The 15,147-nt window shown below is 68.4% G+C and carries 13 protein-coding genes; 8 read left to right on the forward strand and 5 right to left on the reverse strand.

Annotated features, from left to right (window positions below):
* Positions 1-26: 26 nt before the first annotated feature.
* Positions 27-1,430 carry a nitronate monooxygenase gene (locus FHS98_RS01260; protein WP_167098634.1) on the forward strand — a complete coding sequence of 468 codons (1,404 nt, stop codon included), beginning with the start codon at positions 27-29 and terminating at the stop codon, positions 1,428-1,430.
* Positions 1,430-2,137: a glutamine amidotransferase gene (locus FHS98_RS01265; protein WP_167098637.1), complete on the forward strand. Its 708-nt coding sequence runs from the start codon at positions 1,430-1,432 to the stop codon at positions 2,135-2,137. Before FHS98_RS01260 ends, FHS98_RS01265 begins: the two co-directional genes overlap by 1 nt.
* Positions 2,138-2,195: 58 nt before the next feature.
* Here the strand turns inward: FHS98_RS01265 and FHS98_RS01270 are convergent, their stop codons facing one another.
* Positions 2,196-2,480 carry a hypothetical protein gene (locus FHS98_RS01270; protein ID WP_167098640.1) on the reverse strand — a complete coding sequence of 95 codons (285 nt, stop codon included), beginning with the start codon at positions 2,478-2,480 and terminating at the stop codon, positions 2,196-2,198.
* Positions 2,481-2,611: 131 nt separating this feature from the next.
* Here FHS98_RS01270 and FHS98_RS01275 point away from each other — a divergent pair, with 131 nt between their 5' ends.
* The 5 genes from FHS98_RS01275 (at position 2,612) to FHS98_RS01295 (ending at position 10,455) form a co-directional block, all read left to right on the forward strand.
* Entirely contained in the window at positions 2,612-3,133 is a 522-nt protein-coding gene (locus FHS98_RS01275; RefSeq protein WP_243847800.1) for an SH3 domain-containing protein, read from the forward strand.
* 64 nt (positions 3,134-3,197) lie between these two features.
* A complete protein-coding gene (locus FHS98_RS01280) occupies positions 3,198-3,935 on the forward strand; it encodes a 3'(2'),5'-bisphosphate nucleotidase CysQ (protein ID WP_167098643.1) in 738 nt (245 codons plus the stop codon).
* A 72-nt stretch (positions 3,936-4,007) separates the two neighbouring features.
* Positions 4,008-4,931, forward strand: coding sequence for a sulfate adenylyltransferase subunit CysD (cysD, locus tag FHS98_RS01285; protein WP_167098646.1), 924 nt, complete (start codon positions 4,008-4,010; stop codon positions 4,929-4,931).
* On the forward strand, positions 4,931-6,856 hold the full coding sequence (cysN, locus tag FHS98_RS01290; RefSeq protein WP_167098649.1) for a sulfate adenylyltransferase subunit CysN: 1,926 nt from the start codon (positions 4,931-4,933) through the stop codon (positions 6,854-6,856). The genes cysD and cysN overlap by 1 nt, the downstream gene beginning before the upstream one ends.
* A 251-nt stretch (positions 6,857-7,107) precedes the next feature.
* Positions 7,108-10,455 carry a trifunctional glycoside hydrolase family 18/polysaccharide deacetylase/glycosyltransferase family 2 protein gene (locus FHS98_RS01295; protein WP_167098652.1) on the forward strand — a complete coding sequence of 1,116 codons (3,348 nt, stop codon included), beginning with the start codon at positions 7,108-7,110 and terminating at the stop codon, positions 10,453-10,455.
* On the opposite strand, the gene FHS98_RS01300 is transcribed toward FHS98_RS01295, so the two are convergent.
* Genes FHS98_RS01300 through FHS98_RS01310 form a run of 3 tightly spaced genes read right to left on the reverse strand, consistent with a single transcriptional unit; the run spans position 10,452 to position 12,949 of the window.
* Positions 10,452-11,822, reverse strand: coding sequence for an ATP-binding protein (locus tag FHS98_RS01300; protein WP_167098655.1), 1,371 nt, complete (start codon positions 11,820-11,822; stop codon positions 10,452-10,454). The genes FHS98_RS01295 and FHS98_RS01300 overlap by 4 nt on opposite strands.
* Before the next feature lie 7 nt (positions 11,823-11,829).
* Complete coding sequence (locus FHS98_RS01305) at positions 11,830-12,516, reverse strand: winged helix-turn-helix domain-containing protein (RefSeq protein ID WP_167098659.1); 687 nt, start codon at positions 12,514-12,516, stop codon at positions 11,830-11,832.
* Positions 12,491-12,949, reverse strand: coding sequence for a PDZ domain-containing protein (locus tag FHS98_RS01310; RefSeq protein ID WP_167098662.1), 459 nt, complete (start codon positions 12,947-12,949; stop codon positions 12,491-12,493). Before FHS98_RS01310 ends, FHS98_RS01305 begins: the two co-directional genes overlap by 26 nt.
* 133 nt (positions 12,950-13,082) lie before the next feature.
* Here FHS98_RS01310 and FHS98_RS01315 point away from each other — a divergent pair, with 133 nt between their 5' ends.
* Positions 13,083-13,940 carry an NAD(P)-dependent oxidoreductase gene (locus FHS98_RS01315; protein ID WP_167098665.1) on the forward strand — a complete coding sequence of 286 codons (858 nt, stop codon included), beginning with the start codon at positions 13,083-13,085 and terminating at the stop codon, positions 13,938-13,940.
* Here FHS98_RS01315 and FHS98_RS01320 read toward each other — a convergent pair.
* Positions 13,937-15,112 carry a PrnB family protein gene (locus FHS98_RS01320; protein WP_243847801.1) on the reverse strand — a complete coding sequence of 392 codons (1,176 nt, stop codon included), beginning with the start codon at positions 15,110-15,112 and terminating at the stop codon, positions 13,937-13,939. The genes FHS98_RS01315 and FHS98_RS01320 overlap by 4 nt on opposite strands.
* Positions 15,113-15,147 lie beyond the last annotated feature (35 nt).

The raw sequence follows: 15,147 nt of genomic DNA on the forward strand, positions 1-15,147 counted from the left end.
GGTCCAGTTCCGGGACGGAGGACGATTTGTTCAAAGGTTTGCAGCCGATCCTGTACGGCGGCCGCGAAGTATGGCCGCTCGTCGAGGGCGGCAAGGGCGTTTCGGCGACCAATCATATGAGTTCCGGGGCGTGGGCCGCGGCGGGGGGCATCGGCACGGTTTCGGCCGTGAACGCCGACAGCTACGATCATGAAGGCAAGATCATCCCGCAGATCTATCGCGCGCTGACGCGCCGCGAGCGGCATGAGGAGCTGATCCAGTACGCGATCGACGGCGCCGTCGAGCAGGTGAAGCGCGCTTATGATCTCGCGTCCGGCAAGGGCGCGATCAACATCAACGTGCTGTGGGAGATGGGCGGGGCGCAGCGCGTGCTCCAGGGCGTGCTGGAGCGGACGCGGGGTCTCGTCTCGGGCGTCACCTGCGGCGCGGGAATGCCCTACAAGCTTTCCGAGATCGCGGCCGAGCATCAGGTGAGCTACCTGCCGATCGTCAGCTCCGCGCGCGCCTTCCGCGCGCTGTGGAAGCGCGCCTATCACAAGGCGGCGGACTGGCTTTCGGCGGTGGTCTATGAGGATCCGTGGAAGGCGGGCGGCCATAACGGCCTGTCCAACGCCGAAGACCCGCTGAAGCCGGAAGACCCCTATCCCCGCGTGAAGGCGCTGCGCGAGACGATGCGCGAGGGCGGCATCCCCGATACGACGCCGATCGTGATGGCCGGCAATGTCTGGTTCCTGCGCGAGTGGGACGACTGGATCGACAATCCCGAGCTGGGGGCGATCGCCTTCCAGTTCGGCACGCGGCCGCTGCTGACGCAGGAAAGCCCGATCCCGGATGCCTGGAAGCAGCGCCTGATGACGCTGAACGAAGGCGATGTGCTGCTGCACCGCTTCTCGCCGACCGGCTTCTATTCGAGCGCCGTGCGCAATCCCTTCCTGCGCAATCTGGAAGAGCGCTCCGAGCGCCAGATCGCCTTCTCGGGCGAGGCGGCGGGGGACCATCAGTTCCAGCTCGACGTGGGCGTGAAGGGCAAGAGCTTCTGGGTGACGCGGGGCGACCTGCTGCGCGCGCGCGAATGGTATGGCCATGGCTTCACCGTCGCGCTCAAGACGCCGGACAACACGCTGGTGTTCGTCACGCCGGAAGAGATGAAGGTCATCCGCAAGGATCAGGCGGACTGCATGGGCTGCCTCAGCCAGTGCGGCTTCTCGTCCTGGGCGGACAATGACACCAACTCGACCGGCCGCCTCGCCGATCCGCGCAGCTTCTGCATCCAGAAGACGCTTCAGGATATCGCGCATGGCGGCGATGTCGAACATAACCTGATGTTCGCCGGCCACGCGGCTTACCGCTTCAAGCAGGATCCGTTCTATTCGAACGGCTTCGTGCCGACCGTGAAGCAGCTCGTCGATCGCATCCTGACGGGCGATTGATGTCGGCGAAGCGGGCGCTCGTCGTCCAGCATGTCGCGCATGAGGGGCCGGCGGCGTTCGCCGGCCCCCTGGCCGATGCTGGCTATGCCATCGAACGGCTCGGCCTCGGCGATGCCGGGTTCGAGGGCGCGGACTTTCTCTCGCCGGATCTGCTGGTGCTGATGGGCGGCCCGATGGGCGTGCCCGAGCGGGGGCGGCATCCGTGGATGGAGGGCGAGATCGCCCGGCTCTCGGAGCGTCTCGTGGCGGGCCGGCCGACGCTGGGCGTCTGCCTCGGCGGGCAGCTCATCGCGGCGGCGCTGGGCGCGAACGTCGCGCCCGGCCCGGTGCGGGAAGTGGGCTTCGCGCCGATCGCACTGACGGCGGCGGGGCGGGCTTCTCCGCTGGCGGCGCTGGCGGGGGCGCCGGTGCTGCACTGGCATGGCGACGGCTTCGACGTGCCCGACGGCGCCGATCTCCTCGCCGAGACCGAGCATTTCCCGCAGGCCTTCGCGATGGGCGCTTCGGTGCTGGCGCTGCAATGCCACCCCGAGATGGGCGATATCGGCGACGGCATCGACCAGTGGCTGACGGCGGATGCGGATTATGTCCGCGGCGCGGGAAGCTCGGCGGAGGTCATCCGCGCGGATCATGCCCGGTTCGGCCGCGAGGCGGCGCGGGCGGGGCAGCGGATGCTGCGGGAGTGGCTGCGGCGGCTGCCGGCCTGAACCGGACGCAAGAAGGGCGCGAACCCCCCGAGGGGCCGCGCCCTTTCTCAAGCCGGCGTCAGCGGTAGATGCGGCGGCCGCGCTTATCCAGATAATAACGGCGACCATAACGGTCGTGATAATAATGGTGGCGGTGGTTCAGCGCCGTGATGGCGGCGCCGCCCGCCGCGCCGACCAGCGCGCCGGTGCCGACCGACATGCCGGGGATGATCGCGCCCGCGACGGCACCGGCGCCCGCACCGATCGCGCCGCCCTTCAGAAGCTGGCCCGAGCTTTGCGCATAAGCCGGCGCCCCGGCCATGGTGGCGGCGACGATGCCGCCGAGCAGGATCTTGCGCTTCATAACAACTCCCTCTCGAACACTCTGCCGCGAACATAGCACGCGGGCACAGGGCGGAAAACGGTTGAGCGATTGGGCGGGTTCCGCCTTTGGTGGGCCTTGTGCGGGGTCCGGCGCCTGTCCTAGAGCCCTGGATGCGCAGCGGTTTGGGGATGAAGGCGATGGGATCGGCGGCGAAGTCGGTGATGATGGCGGCGATCGCCGCGCTCGCGATCGGAGCGGGCGCCGAGGCGGCGTCGAATCAGGTTCGCCAGACGCCGTACTGGGGCTCGATCTCCGCCGGGCAGGCGCGGATGCGGACAGGGCCGGGGCGCAATTATCCGGCGAGCTGGCTTTACCAGCGGCAGGGCCTGCCGGTGCAGGTGATCGAGGTCTATCCCGGCTGGCGCAAGATCCGCGATCCCGACGGCACCGAGGGCTGGATGATCGGCAACCTCGTCTCCGACCAGCGGACCGGCATGGTGAAGGGCGGCGTGGCGGAGCTGCGCGATCGGCCCGATCCCGGATCGAAGGTGGTGTGGCGGGCCGAGCCCGGCGTGATCGGCCGTCTTTCGAAATGCGCGGCGGGCTGGTGCAAGTTCGATGTGCAGGGGCGTGGCGGCTATCTCGAAGAGGCGCGCCTCTGGGGCGTCGGGCCGGGCGAGACGTTCGACTGAGATACCCGCGCTGTGGGGGCGCCAACAAAGGCTTCCGTTGATTTCGGCGCGTTCGGGCCTCATTTTGGCGCTCGTGAACGACATTGATCTTGCTGCCAGCCTCGCCGACGTTGCGGGGCGTGTCCTCCTCGACCTGAGGCGTTGCAACCTGCTCACCGGCAAGGCGCTGGGCGAGGCGGGGGACCAGACCGCCAACGCCTTCCTGGTGCGCGCCATCCGCCACCAGCGGCCCGACGACGGCCTCCTCTCGGAGGAAAGCGCCGACGACAAGGCGCGGCTGGAGAAGCGTCGCGTGTGGATCATCGATCCGCTCGACGGCACGCGCGAATATTCCGAGGGCCGGGACGACTGGGCGGTGCATGTCGCGCTCACCATCGACGGCGAACCGGTGGTGGGCGCAGTCGCGGAGCCGGCGCGCGGGACGCTATGGCGTTCCGACAAGGCGACGCTGGCGGACCTCCACAAGAAGCCCGGCATTCTCGTCAGCCGCTCGCGCGCGCCCGAATGCGCGATCAAGACCTGCGCCAAGCTCGATGTCGAGATGTTGCCGATGGGCTCTGCGGGCGCCAAGACCATGGCGGTGCTGCGCGGCGATGCGATCGCCTATCTCCATGCCGGCGGGCAATATGAGTGGGACTCGGCCGCGCCCGTCGCCATCGCCAAGGCAGCGGGGCTCAATGCCACCACGCTCGACGGCCGCCCGCTCGTCTACAACCAGCCGGAAAGCTGGATGCCGGACCTGCTCGTCAGCCGCCCGGAATGGACCGAGCGGCTGCACGGCGCGCTCCATCTCGCCGCCTGACAGCCGAGCTTTGGGGGTAAGAAGAAAGCGAGTCTGGCAAGCCGGCCCATTGCCCGCCAAACGAGGCGCATCATGACTGTCCTTCCCCTCGCCGCCGAACGCCTCACCCATCTCCAGCGACTGGAGGCGGAAAGCATCCACATCATGCGCGAGGTCGTGGCGGAGGCGACGCGGCCGGTGATGCTCTATTCGGTCGGCAAGGATTCGGCCGTGATGCTGCATCTGGCGCGCAAGGCCTTCTATCCCTCGCCGCCGCCGTTCCCGCTGCTCCATGTCGATACGACGTGGAAGTTCAAGGCGATGTACGAACTGCGCGACCGGATGGCGGCGGAGAGCGGCATGAACCTGCTCGTCCACCACAACCCGGAGGCGATGGAGCGGGGCATCAACCCGTTCGATCATGGCGCGCTCCATACCGACATGTGGAAGACGGAAGGGCTGAAGCAGGCGCTCGACCATTATGGCTTCGACGCGGCCTTCGGCGGCGCGCGGCGCGACGAGGAGAAGTCGAGGGCCAAGGAGCGCATCTTCTCCTTCCGTTCCGCCTCGCACCGCTGGGATCCGAAGAACCAGCGCCCGGAGCTGTGGAACCTCTACAACGCGCGCAAGAACAAGGGCGAGAGCATTCGCGTCTTCCCGATCTCCAACTGGACCGAGCTGGACATCTGGCAGTATATCCAGCTTGAGAATATCCCGATCGTGCCGCTCTATTTCGCCGCCCCGCGCCCGACCGTGGAGCGCGATGGGTTGCTGCTGATGGTGGACGACGAGCGTTTCCGCCTGAAGCCGGGCGAGGAGCCGGTGATGCGCTCGATCCGTTTCCGCACATTGGGCTGCTATCCGCTGACCGGCGCGGTGGAGAGCGAGGCGGCGACGCTCAGCGAGGTGATCCAGGAGATGCTGCTCACCACCACGTCCGAGCGGCAGGGGCGCGCCATCGATCGCGACGGGGGCGACGCCAGCATGGAGAAGAAGAAGCAGGAGGGGTATTTTTGATGAACGACACCTCCAGCTATCGCGCCGACGCGCTGATCGCCGCCGACATCGACGCCTATCTCGACCGGCATCGCCGCAAGTCGCTGCTGCGCTTCATCACCTGCGGATCGGTCGACGACGGCAAGTCCACGCTGATCGGGCGGCTGCTCTATGATTCGAAGATGATCTTCGAGGATCAGCTCGCGGCGCTCGAAGCGGACTCCAGGCGCGTCGGCACGCAGGGGCAGGCGATCGACTTCGCGCTGCTGGTTGATGGCCTCGCCGCCGAGCGCGAGCAGGGCATCACGATCGACGTCGCCTATCGCTTCTTCGCGACCGAGAAGCGCAAGTTCATCGTCGCCGACACACCCGGCCACGAGCAATACACGCGCAACATGGTGACGGGCGCGTCCACCGCCGACCTCGCCGTGATCCTGATCGACGCGCGCAAGGGCGTGCTGACCCAGACGCGGCGGCATAGCTATCTCGCGCATCTGATCGGCGTGCGGCATATCGTGCTGGCGGTGAACAAGATGGATCTGGTCGAGTATGACCGGGCCACCTTCGACGTGATCGTGGCGGATTACCGCGCCTTCGCCGACTCGATCGGCATCGCGGATTTCGTCGCCATGCCGATCTCGGGCTTCGTCGGCGACAATATCACGACGCGGTCCGAGAACACGCCCTGGTATCAGGGGCCGACGCTGATCGAGCATCTCGAAGGCGTCGAGGTCGATGCCGAGGCGGAGCAGGCCAGGCCGTTCCGCATGAGCGTGCAGTGGGTGAACCGCCCGAACCTCGATTTCCGGGGCTTCGCGGGGCAGATTGCGGCGGGCGTGGTCCGTCCGGGTGATGCGATCCGGGTGCTGCCCTCGGGCAAGACCTCGACGGTGGAGCGCATCGTCACGCTCGACGGCGATCTGCCGGAAGCGGTGGCGGGCCAGTCGGTCACGCTGACGCTGGCCGACGAGATCGACTGCTCGCGCGGCGACGTGATCGCGGTCGCCTCCAACCCGCCGCAGGCCGCCGACCAGTTCGAGGCGAGCCTCGTCTGGATGGCCGAGGAGGCGATGCTGCCGGGCCGGCCCTATTGGCTGAAGCTCGGCGCGCAGACCGTCACCGTGCAAGTGCAGGCGCCCAAATATCAGATCAACGTCAACACGATGGAGAAGCTCGCGGCGAAGACGCTGGAGCTGAACGCCATCGGCGTGGCGAACCTTTCCACCGATCGCCCGCTGGTGTTCGAGGCCTATCAGGAGAACCGTGCGCTCGGCGGCTTCATCCTGATCGACAAGCTCACCAACGCGACCGTCGCGGCGGGCATGATCCACTTCGCGCTGCGCCGCGCGGAGAATGTCCACTGGCAGGCGATCGACGTCACCCGCGAGGCCCATGCGCGGCTCAAGAACCAGGCGCCCAAGCTGCTCTGGTTCACGGGCCTGTCGGGGGCGGGCAAGTCGACCATCGCCAATCTGGTGGAGAAGAAGCTCCACGCGCTCGGGCGGCACAGCTTCCTGCTCGACGGCGACAATGTGCGCCACGGGCTCAACAAGGATCTGGGCTTCACCGACGCGGACCGGGTGGAGAATATCCGCCGCGTCGGCGAGGTGGCCAAGCTGATGGCGGATGCCGGGCTGATCGTGCTCACCGCCTTCATCTCGCCCTTCCGGGCCGAGCGCGAGATGGTGCGCCGGATGCTGCCGCAGGGCGAGTTCGTCGAGATTCACATCGATACCCCGCTGGCCGATGCCGAGCGGCGCGACGTGAAGGGCCTCTACGCTAAGGCGCGACGGGGCGAACTGAAGCATTTCACCGGCATCGACAGCCCCTACGAAGCCCCTGAAAATCCAGAGATTCGCATCGACACCACGCGGATGTCGGCGGAGGCCGCGGCAGAGCGGATCGTCGATCACATCCTGCGCGACGCCATCATCTGGGAGATTTGAGGCCGGCAGAGGTTCCCACGGCGTTCGCGGCAGGATAAGGCTTGATGCGAACGCCCGGCCGGGGCGTCCGGGGAAGACATTACCGATCCTTCATGCCGAGGTCACGGCACCGCTGAGGCGCCACGGCTACGGTCAACGGCGTCGGCGGGCCTGGACCCTGTCACGCCGATGCATGACGGAACGGCGCTCGGCTACCCACTCCCGGCCGGGCGCCGTTTTCGTTTTTGCGTGAGGGTGGGGTAACAGGTGATATGAAGGCCCCGGTTTTCTACGATCCCAGCGGCAGGCGGAAGCGCTGGTCGCTTCGAGCCCTGTTCGCGCTGATTATCGCGCTGGCGATCACCGCCTGCGTCTTCGCGCTGACGATCGTCCATGTCCCGGTGCCGAGCCCGCTGGATATCCGCATCGAACGTGCGCAGCCGCGCCCGCTGCCGGCGCAGATCGCGCATGTCCGCCGCGTGCTGAAGCGCGCGCTGGGCGGCTGGCTGCCGGTCTCGACCGGCGCGCAGGAGCGGGCCGCCGCCGCCGTGCATCAGCAGGTCGTCGCCTTCTATGTGCCGTGGGACGATGCCTCGCGCACCTCGCTCGTCCGCCACATCGGCCAGATCGACTGGCTGGTGCCGGTGCTGGCGACGGTGAACGGCCCGAACCACGACTTCACGGCCCTGAACGACCGTGTGCTCGACGCGGTGCTGCGTCAGGGCAGCAGCCGGCCCAAGATCCTGCCGCTCGTCCAGAACTTCTCCAACGGCCAGCCCGACGGCCCCGGCTTCGCGGCGCTGCTGCGCGATCCGAAGGCGCGCGCGCGCCTGCTCGACCAGATCGAGCCGATGCTGGTGCGCTGGCAGGCGGCCGGCGTGGCGCTCGATTTCGAGGATCTGCCCGTCACCGCCCAGCGCGATTATCTGCGCTTCATCGCCGAGGCGAAGGCGCGGTTCGGCGCCAAGGGGCTGATGGTGACGGTTGCCGTCCCGGTCGGCAATCCCGAGTGGAACCTGAAGGCCTATGCCCAGATCGCCGATCGCCTGTTCATCATGGACTATGACGAGCATGAGACGAGCAGCGAGCCGGGGCCTGTCGCCTCGCAGCGCTGGTTCGTCGACCGGATGCGCGAGGCGGTCGCCGCCATCGGCCCGGCCAAGTCGATCGTCGCCATCGCCAATTACGGCTATGACTGGAAGAAGGGGAACAAGGAGGCCGGCATCGTCTCGGTCGAGGATGCGTGGCTGACCGCGCACGACAGCGAATCGCAGATCCGCTTCGACCCGGAGAGCGGCAACCCGACCTTCGATTATGCCGACGACGACGGCGTGCCCCATTCCGTCTGGTTCCTCGACGCCGCAACCGCGTGGAACCAGCTCCGCGCGGCGGACGCGATCGGCGTTTCGGGCGTGGCGCTATGGCGACTGGGTTCGGAAGACCCCGGCGTCTGGGATGCGTTCAAGGCGTTCGAGAGCCGGAAGGTGCCCGATCTCGGCTCGCTGCGCTCGGTCGGCGACGTCGACGTCGAGGGCAATGGCGAGGTGCTGCGCATCACCGATACGCCCACCACCGGCCACCGCACCATCACGGCCGACGGCAACAACCTGATCCGCGGCGAGGCGTATGAGAGCCTGCCGACGCCCTATGTGGTCACCCGCACCGGCTATCAGCCGGGCATGGTGGCGCTGACCTTCGACGACGGGCCGGATTCGGTGTGGACGCCGAAGATCCTCGATATCCTGAAGAAGGAGGGCGTTCCCGGCACCTTCTTCGTGATCGGCGAGAATGCGGTCAGCCACCCCGGCCTGCTCAACCGCATCATCGCGCAAGGCGGCGAGATCGGGAACCACAGCTATACGCATCCGAACATGGCGCTCGCCTCAGGGCGCGGCATCAATATCGAGCTCAACGCCACGCAGCGCCTGATCGAGGCCTATACCGGCCGCGGCACGCGCCTGCTGCGCATCCCTTATTTCGGCGACGCCGAGCCGACGACCGACGACGAACTCATCCCCGCGCTGCGCGCGCAGGACGACGGCTATGTCAATGTCGGTCTCCATGTCGACACCGAGGACTGGACGCGCCCCGGCGCGGCCACGATCATCCGCAACGGCATCGAGGGCGTGCTGGCGAGCAACGCCGAACGGTCCGGCAACATCATGCTGCTCCACGATGCGGGCGGCGACCGCAGCGAAACGGTCGAGGCGCTGCCGATCCTGATCCGCACGCTGAAGGCGAAAGGCTATAAGTTCGTCACCGTGTCGCAGCTCGTCGGGCTGACGCCGCAGCAGGTGATGCCCACCATCTCGGGCCAGGATCTGGTGGCGGTTCGGGCCGACGTCGGCATCTTCCTGTTCCTCGCCGGGCTTCTGGCGACGTTGAAGTGGCTGTTCTTCGTGGCGATCACGCTCGGTATCTCGCGCGCCGTGCTGATGGCGATCCTCGCCATCTTCTCGAAGCGCGAGCAGGCGAAGGAGCCGGTGCCCGAGATCGATCCCAACCGTTTCGTCTCGGTGCTGATCCCCGCCTTCAACGAGGCGCGGGTGATCGAAAGCTCGATCCGCCGCGTGCTGGAGAGCGAGCAGGTGCGGCTCGAGGTGATCGTCATCGACGACGGATCGACCGACGGCACCAGCGAGATCGTCAACCAGGCCTTTGCTGGCGAACCGCGCGTGCGCGTGCTGACGCTCACCAACGGCGGCAAGGCGGCTGCGCTCAACCGGGGCATGACGCTGGCGAGCGGTGACGTGATCGTGGCGCTCGACGCCGACACCCAGTTCGAGAAGACCACCATCGCGCGCCTCGCGCGCTGGTTCGCGGACGAGGAGATCGGCGCGGTCGCCGGCAACGCCAAGGTCGGCAATCGGGTGAACCTCGTCACCCGCTGGCAGGCCGTGGAATATGTGACGGCGCAGAATCTCGAACGCCGCGCGCTCAGCCGCTTCGACGCGATCACCGTGGTGCCGGGAGCCGTCGGCGCATGGCGTCGCTCGGCGCTGGACGCGGTGGGCGGCTATCCGGTCGACACGCTGGCCGAGGATCAGGATCTCACCATCGCCATCCAGCGCGTCGGCTGGCGCGTCGCCTATGACGTGGACGCGGTAGCGTGGACGGAGGCGCCCGAAACGTTCCGCGCGCTCGCCAAGCAGCGCTTCCGCTGGGCGTTCGGCACGCTGCAATGCCTGTGGAAGCACCGCGCCATCCTGCGCGAGCGCAAGCCAGCCGGCCTCGCGCTGGTCGGCATCCCGCAGGCGTGGCTGTTCCAGATCGTGTTCGCGATGATCTCGCCGATCATCGATCTCGCGCTCGGCATCAGCATCGTCTCGACGATCCTCCGCATCCACCAGCACGGCTGGGCGCAGACCCAGAGCGACGTGCTGCGCATGGGCGTCTACTGGGTGGCCTTCACGTCGATCGATCTGATCTGCGGCTGGATCGCCTATCGGCTGGAGCCGCGGCGGCAATTCTATCCGGGCCATCTGCTGCTGGCGCAGCGCTTCGTCTATCGCCAGCTCATGTATTCGGTGGTGCTCCGCGCGGTGGGCGCGGCGCTGTCGGGTCCATGGGTCGGCTGGGGCAAGCTCCAGCGCACCGGCCGGGTGGAGGCGAGCGCCTAGGCCCGTACGCGAGGCAGCGACAGCCGGACCGAGAGGCCCGGCTGGTTGTCCCCCAGCTCGATGCCGCCGCCGTGCAGGCGAGAGACCGCCGCGGCGAGCGCGAGGCCGAGCCCCGCGCCGCCGGGCTGCCGCGCCGGGTCGAGCCGGCCGAAGCGGCGGAGCGCCTGCTCGCGCTGATCGGCGGGGATGCCCGGCCCGTCATCGTCGACCAGCAGCGACACGAAATCCCCATGGCTGGCGACCGAGAGGCGGATATGCCCGCCCGCGCGCCCATATTTCATCGCATTGTCGACGAGGTTGGCGAGCGCCTGGCCGACCAACTCGCGATGGACGTCGGCATGGCCCTGGCCGCTGGCGGTGAGCGTGAAGCCGCGCTCCTCGGCGAGCGGGCCGTAGACCTCGGCTAGATCCTCCAGCATCCGCCCGAGATCGGTGGAGACGAAGCGGTCGCGCCCGATGCCGGCTTCCGCGCGGCTGATCTGGAGCGCGGTGGAGAGCATGGCGAGCAGCGTGTCCGCCTCGGCGCCCACGCGCTCCAGCGCGGCGACGGCGGCTTCGTCATCGGTCTCGCGCATCGCCCGGTCGATCGTGGCCGACAGGCGGGTGAGGGGGGATCGCAGATCGTGCGCCAGCGAGTCCGTGACGACGCGCAGCTCCGCGACCAGCGCCTCGATGCGGGCGAGCATCAGGTTGATCGCATCGGCGAGGTCTCCGAACGCATCGCCTCGGCTCTCATCGGCGGGGACGCGGAGCGAGAGGTCGCCCATGCCGACGCGGCGCGCCGTCTCGGCGATGCGCTCGACGCGCGCGGTGATGACCCGCGTCGCCACGATCGCGCCGAGCAGCGCGAGCGGGATGGCGAGCAGCAGCGCCGCGATCATCGCCTCGCCGGTGAGGCGGCGGACGCGCAGATCGCCCTCGATGACATGGCCGACGAGCAGGTGCGTGCCGTCGGGCAGCTTGGTGGAGATCACGCCCATCTGCTCGGGCTTGTCGCGCCCGACGCGGTAGAGCGGCGGCGTCACCTGCCAGCCGGCGTTGAAGGGCAGGAAGGGCGGCCAATCCTCGATATTGCCGGCGAGATGGTTGCCGACCGGATCGTCCAGCAGCACGGCCGCGTCGCGCGCGCCGGTGGTGGCGAGGCGCGTGGCGATGAGCTGCCTCAGGCCGCGCGAGCCCTCATGCTCGTAATCCGCGATCAGATCGTCGCGCAGCGCCGTCACCAGCGTGCGCGAGGTGCGCTCCAGTTCGTCCGCGATGATGTGCCGCACGAACAGCAGCAGCGCCGTCCCCGAGATGAGCTGGAGGATGAAGACCAGCGCGAAGAAGCGGGTCGTCGACGAGCGAAGGATCGCCGGCAGCCTCACGTCGCGCTCAGGCCTCCGTTCCGAGGCGGTAACCCGCGCCGCGCACCGTGTGGATCAGCGGCACCGTCTCGCCATCGTCGATCTTGCGGCGCAGGCGGCTGACATGCACGTCGATCACGTTGGTGCCGGGATCGAAATGATAATCCCACACGCCCTCCAGCAGCATGGTGCGCGTGACGACCTGCTCCTTGTGACGCAGCAGATATTCGAGCAGCCGGAACTCGCGCGGCTGAAGCTCGATCGGGCGCGCATCCCGCTTCACCTTGCGGGAGAGCAGGTCCATCTCCAGCCCGCCGCAGGAAAGCCGCGTGGTCGGCTGGGCGCTGCCTCCGCCCCGGCGCAGCATCAGCCGGAGGCGCGCGAGCAGCTCGGCGAAGGCGAAGGGCTTGGTGAGATAATCGTCCGATCCGGCGGTGAGCCCCGCCACCCGGTCATCCACCGCCGCCAGCGCCGAGAGCATCAGCACCGGCGTATGGATGCCGCCCGCGCGGATCGCGCCGAGCACCGCCATGCCGTCCATCCCCGGCAGCATCCGATCGAGGATGATCGCGTCATAGCCGCCGTCCGTCGCATGGAAGAGCCCGTCGCGGCCGTTGGCGGCATGATCCACCGTCATGCCCTCTTCGGTCAGCCCCTTGACGATATAGCCTGCGGTCTGCGCGTCGTCCTCAATCAGCAGGATTTTCTGCGCCATATCTTGTCCCCGTCGCCGCCATGGCATCGCCCGCGGGTTCATTGCGGTCGATCGCGATCGTCCATACCGCATCTCCGCGCCGGATATGAAGCGCCAGACGTCGTGTCCCCTGCCGCAGCATCACGGCGCGCAACGCCGCGACATTGTGGACGGCATGGCCGTCGATCGCCTCGATCTCGTCGCCGACGCGGATGCCCGCCCGCTCCGCCGCGCCGTCGGAGCGGACGCTGGTGACGATCGGCATCTGGTCGTGGGTGTCGCCGATGGTCAGGCCGGGGATGGACGTGACGGCGCCGCCCCCGCGGCCGAACCGCTGGAAGCTGCCATTTTCCGCCAGCATCAGAACAAGCGCGACGGCCCCGACAACGATGCCGACGCCGATTGCGAGCCCCCGTCCGATGCGGCGCTCCGTCATGCGCCGATACGCCATCATGCCCCCTTCTCACGGTTCGGCATTTGCAACGCAATGAGGGGTAGATGACCGTTTGTTCATAAGCGGCTCATTGCGGGAGGCGGCCGGGCTTCCCATCCTCACCGCGTGCGCTGCGGCGATGGGAGACAAGGACATGGATGCAGGTTTCGTGGGGCTCGGGCAGATGGGGCAGGGCATGGCGCGGCGCCTGCTGGAGGCCGGCCATCGCCTGACGGTGTGGAACCGCGATTCCGCCAAGGCCGATGCGCTGGTGGAGCGCGGGGCGGTGCGGGCGGACACGCCGGCCGGGGCCGCGAAGGCGGGGATCGTCTTCACCATGCTCGCCAACGACGCCGCGCTGGAGGCGGTGACGGAGGGCGAGGGCGGCATCCTCTCAGGTGGCGAGAGCGTGCTCCATGTCTCGTGCAGCACGGTGAGCGTGGCGCTGACCAAGCGGCTGACGGAGGCGCATCGTGCGCGGGGGCAGCGTTTCGTCTCGGCGCAGGTGCTGGGGCGGCCGGATGCGGCGGCGGCAGGCAGGCTCTCGATCATCGCGGGCGGGGAGGACGAGAATCTGGCGCGGCTTGAGCCCCTGTTCGAGGCGATCGGCGTGCGGGTGCTGCGGATGGGCGCGGAGCCGGCGATGGCCGCGGTGACGAAGCTCGCGGCCAACGCCTCGATCGCGGCGATCATCGAGACGCTGAGCGAGGCCTATCGCATCGCCGCCGCCGAGAGCGTCGCGCCGGAGGCGATGGCCGGCTTCTTCCAAGAGACCGATTTCGGCAGCCGGATGATGACCGTCTACGGCCCGCTGATCGCGGCGGAGACGTTCGAGCCGGCGGGCTTCCCGCTCATCCTCGGGCGCAAGGATGTCGGCCTTGCGCTCGCGGCGGCGGGCGAGGGGGCGGACATCCCCTTCATCCGCCAGCTCGCGGAGCGGATGGACGCGATCATCGCGGCCGATGGCGGCACCCGCGACTGGGCCGCGCTCGGCCAGCCGCCCAAGGCTTAGCCGACAGCCGCGCGCAGCCGGGCGAGGTCGTCCGCCCGCGTCTCGATATCGGGGCGCGGCGCCGCCATGCGGAAGTCGCGCAGCGTCTCCAGCGAGCGCAGCAGCACGGCGAGCGGCGGGCCGGAGGCGGTGAGCCCCGCCATCCGGTTCTCGGGCAGGCCCGCCGACGGCTCCTCGATGAAGCGGCGGACGAGCGCGTCATGATGCTGGCGCGCCGTCTCGGCATAGAGATCGCAGATGTCGAGGAAGGCGCGGGCGTTCGCCTGGAACCAGTCCGCCCCGGCATGATCGGCGGCGAGCGCGAGGAACTCGTCCATCAGGCTCCTGTGGCGCATCGTGTCGCGCAGCCGGGCCTGATCGCCGGGCAGCATGAACGCCATCTTGTCGACGAGAAGCTGCGCATAATAGGGATCGCTCGCGCGGCAGAGGCCGAGCAGCAGGTCGATCTCGTTGATGCCGGAGAAATCCCCGGCATTGGCGCCGCGATACTCCTGCCGGCCGACGCGGTACGGCTTGTAGTAGGGCCTGACGCTCCAGAAGAAGCGCGCCACGTCGAGCTGGTCGAACAGGCGCCGGTTGATCGCGATCACCTCGCGCAGCGCATCGGCGGCGGCGGCGAAGAGCGTGTCGGCGACCGGATTGGTGACGCCGAGCGGCACGATCCGGCCGAGCGCGTCGGCGGCGCGCTGGAAGGCGAGGATGCCGCGCGCATTCTCGTCGATGAAGAGGAACTCGTCCGCCAGATCGGTGAAGCTCTTGCGGACCCCGTGGATCGCCCGGTTGTGCGTGGCGAGATGCGCGGTGGCGAAGCGCGGCGCCATGCCGATCGCGGTGCCGACGTCGAGCGCCAGGGACGAGGCCTCGCGGAAGGGGGAGCGCTCCTCGCGCGCCGGGTTGGTCAGCTCGTGCCGGCGCAGCGCCGCCAGATACATGCCGACATTGCCGAGCACGCCGAACGCGCTCTCGAAGCCGTCGCCGGTATTCCCCTCGCGCCACAGCGCCACGACATGGGCATGGCCCTCGTCATGCAGCGCCTGCTTGATCGCATCGCCGACGCCCTCGACCCGGCCGCGATCGCCTTGCGCGAAATAGAGTTCCTCCAGCGCGCTGTTCATCTCCACGAACGCGCCTCGAATCCAGCGATCGAAGCCCTCGGCAAGGCTACCCATCATCCCCTCCGTCTGGTGGCGGACTGCCTTGCACTTGG

It is taken from the genome of Sphingomonas oligoaromativorans (genome assembly GCF_011762195.1).
In the GTDB taxonomy this organism is placed as follows: Bacteria; Pseudomonadota; Alphaproteobacteria; order Sphingomonadales; family Sphingomonadaceae; genus Solisphingomonas; species Solisphingomonas oligoaromativorans.

Bases quoted from the DNA above. Each gene is read 5' to 3' on its own strand.
- FHS98_RS01265 (WP_167098637.1), top strand. From the start codon at position 1,430: ATGTCGGCGAAGCGGGCGCTCGTCGTCCAGCATGTCGCGCATGAGGGG.
- FHS98_RS01270 (WP_167098640.1), bottom strand. From the start codon at position 2,480: ATGAAGCGCAAGATCCTGCTCGGCGGCATCGTCGCCGCCACCATGGCC.
- FHS98_RS01275 (WP_243847800.1), top strand. From the start codon at position 2,612: ATGCGCAGCGGTTTGGGGATGAAGGCGATGGGATCGGCGGCGAAGTCG.
- cysD (WP_167098646.1), top strand. From the start codon at position 4,008: ATGACTGTCCTTCCCCTCGCCGCCGAACGCCTCACCCATCTCCAGCGA.
- cysN (WP_167098649.1), top strand. From the start codon at position 4,931: ATGAACGACACCTCCAGCTATCGCGCCGACGCGCTGATCGCCGCCGAC.
- FHS98_RS01295 (WP_167098652.1), top strand. From the start codon at position 7,108: ATGAAGGCCCCGGTTTTCTACGATCCCAGCGGCAGGCGGAAGCGCTGG.
- FHS98_RS01305 (WP_167098659.1), bottom strand. From the start codon at position 12,516: ATGGCGCAGAAAATCCTGCTGATTGAGGACGACGCGCAGACCGCAGGC.
- FHS98_RS01310 (WP_167098662.1), bottom strand. From the start codon at position 12,949: ATGATGGCGTATCGGCGCATGACGGAGCGCCGCATCGGACGGGGGCTC.
- FHS98_RS01315 (WP_167098665.1), top strand. From the start codon at position 13,083: ATGGATGCAGGTTTCGTGGGGCTCGGGCAGATGGGGCAGGGCATGGCG.
- FHS98_RS01320 (WP_243847801.1), bottom strand. From the start codon at position 15,112: ATGATGGGTAGCCTTGCCGAGGGCTTCGATCGCTGGATTCGAGGCGCG.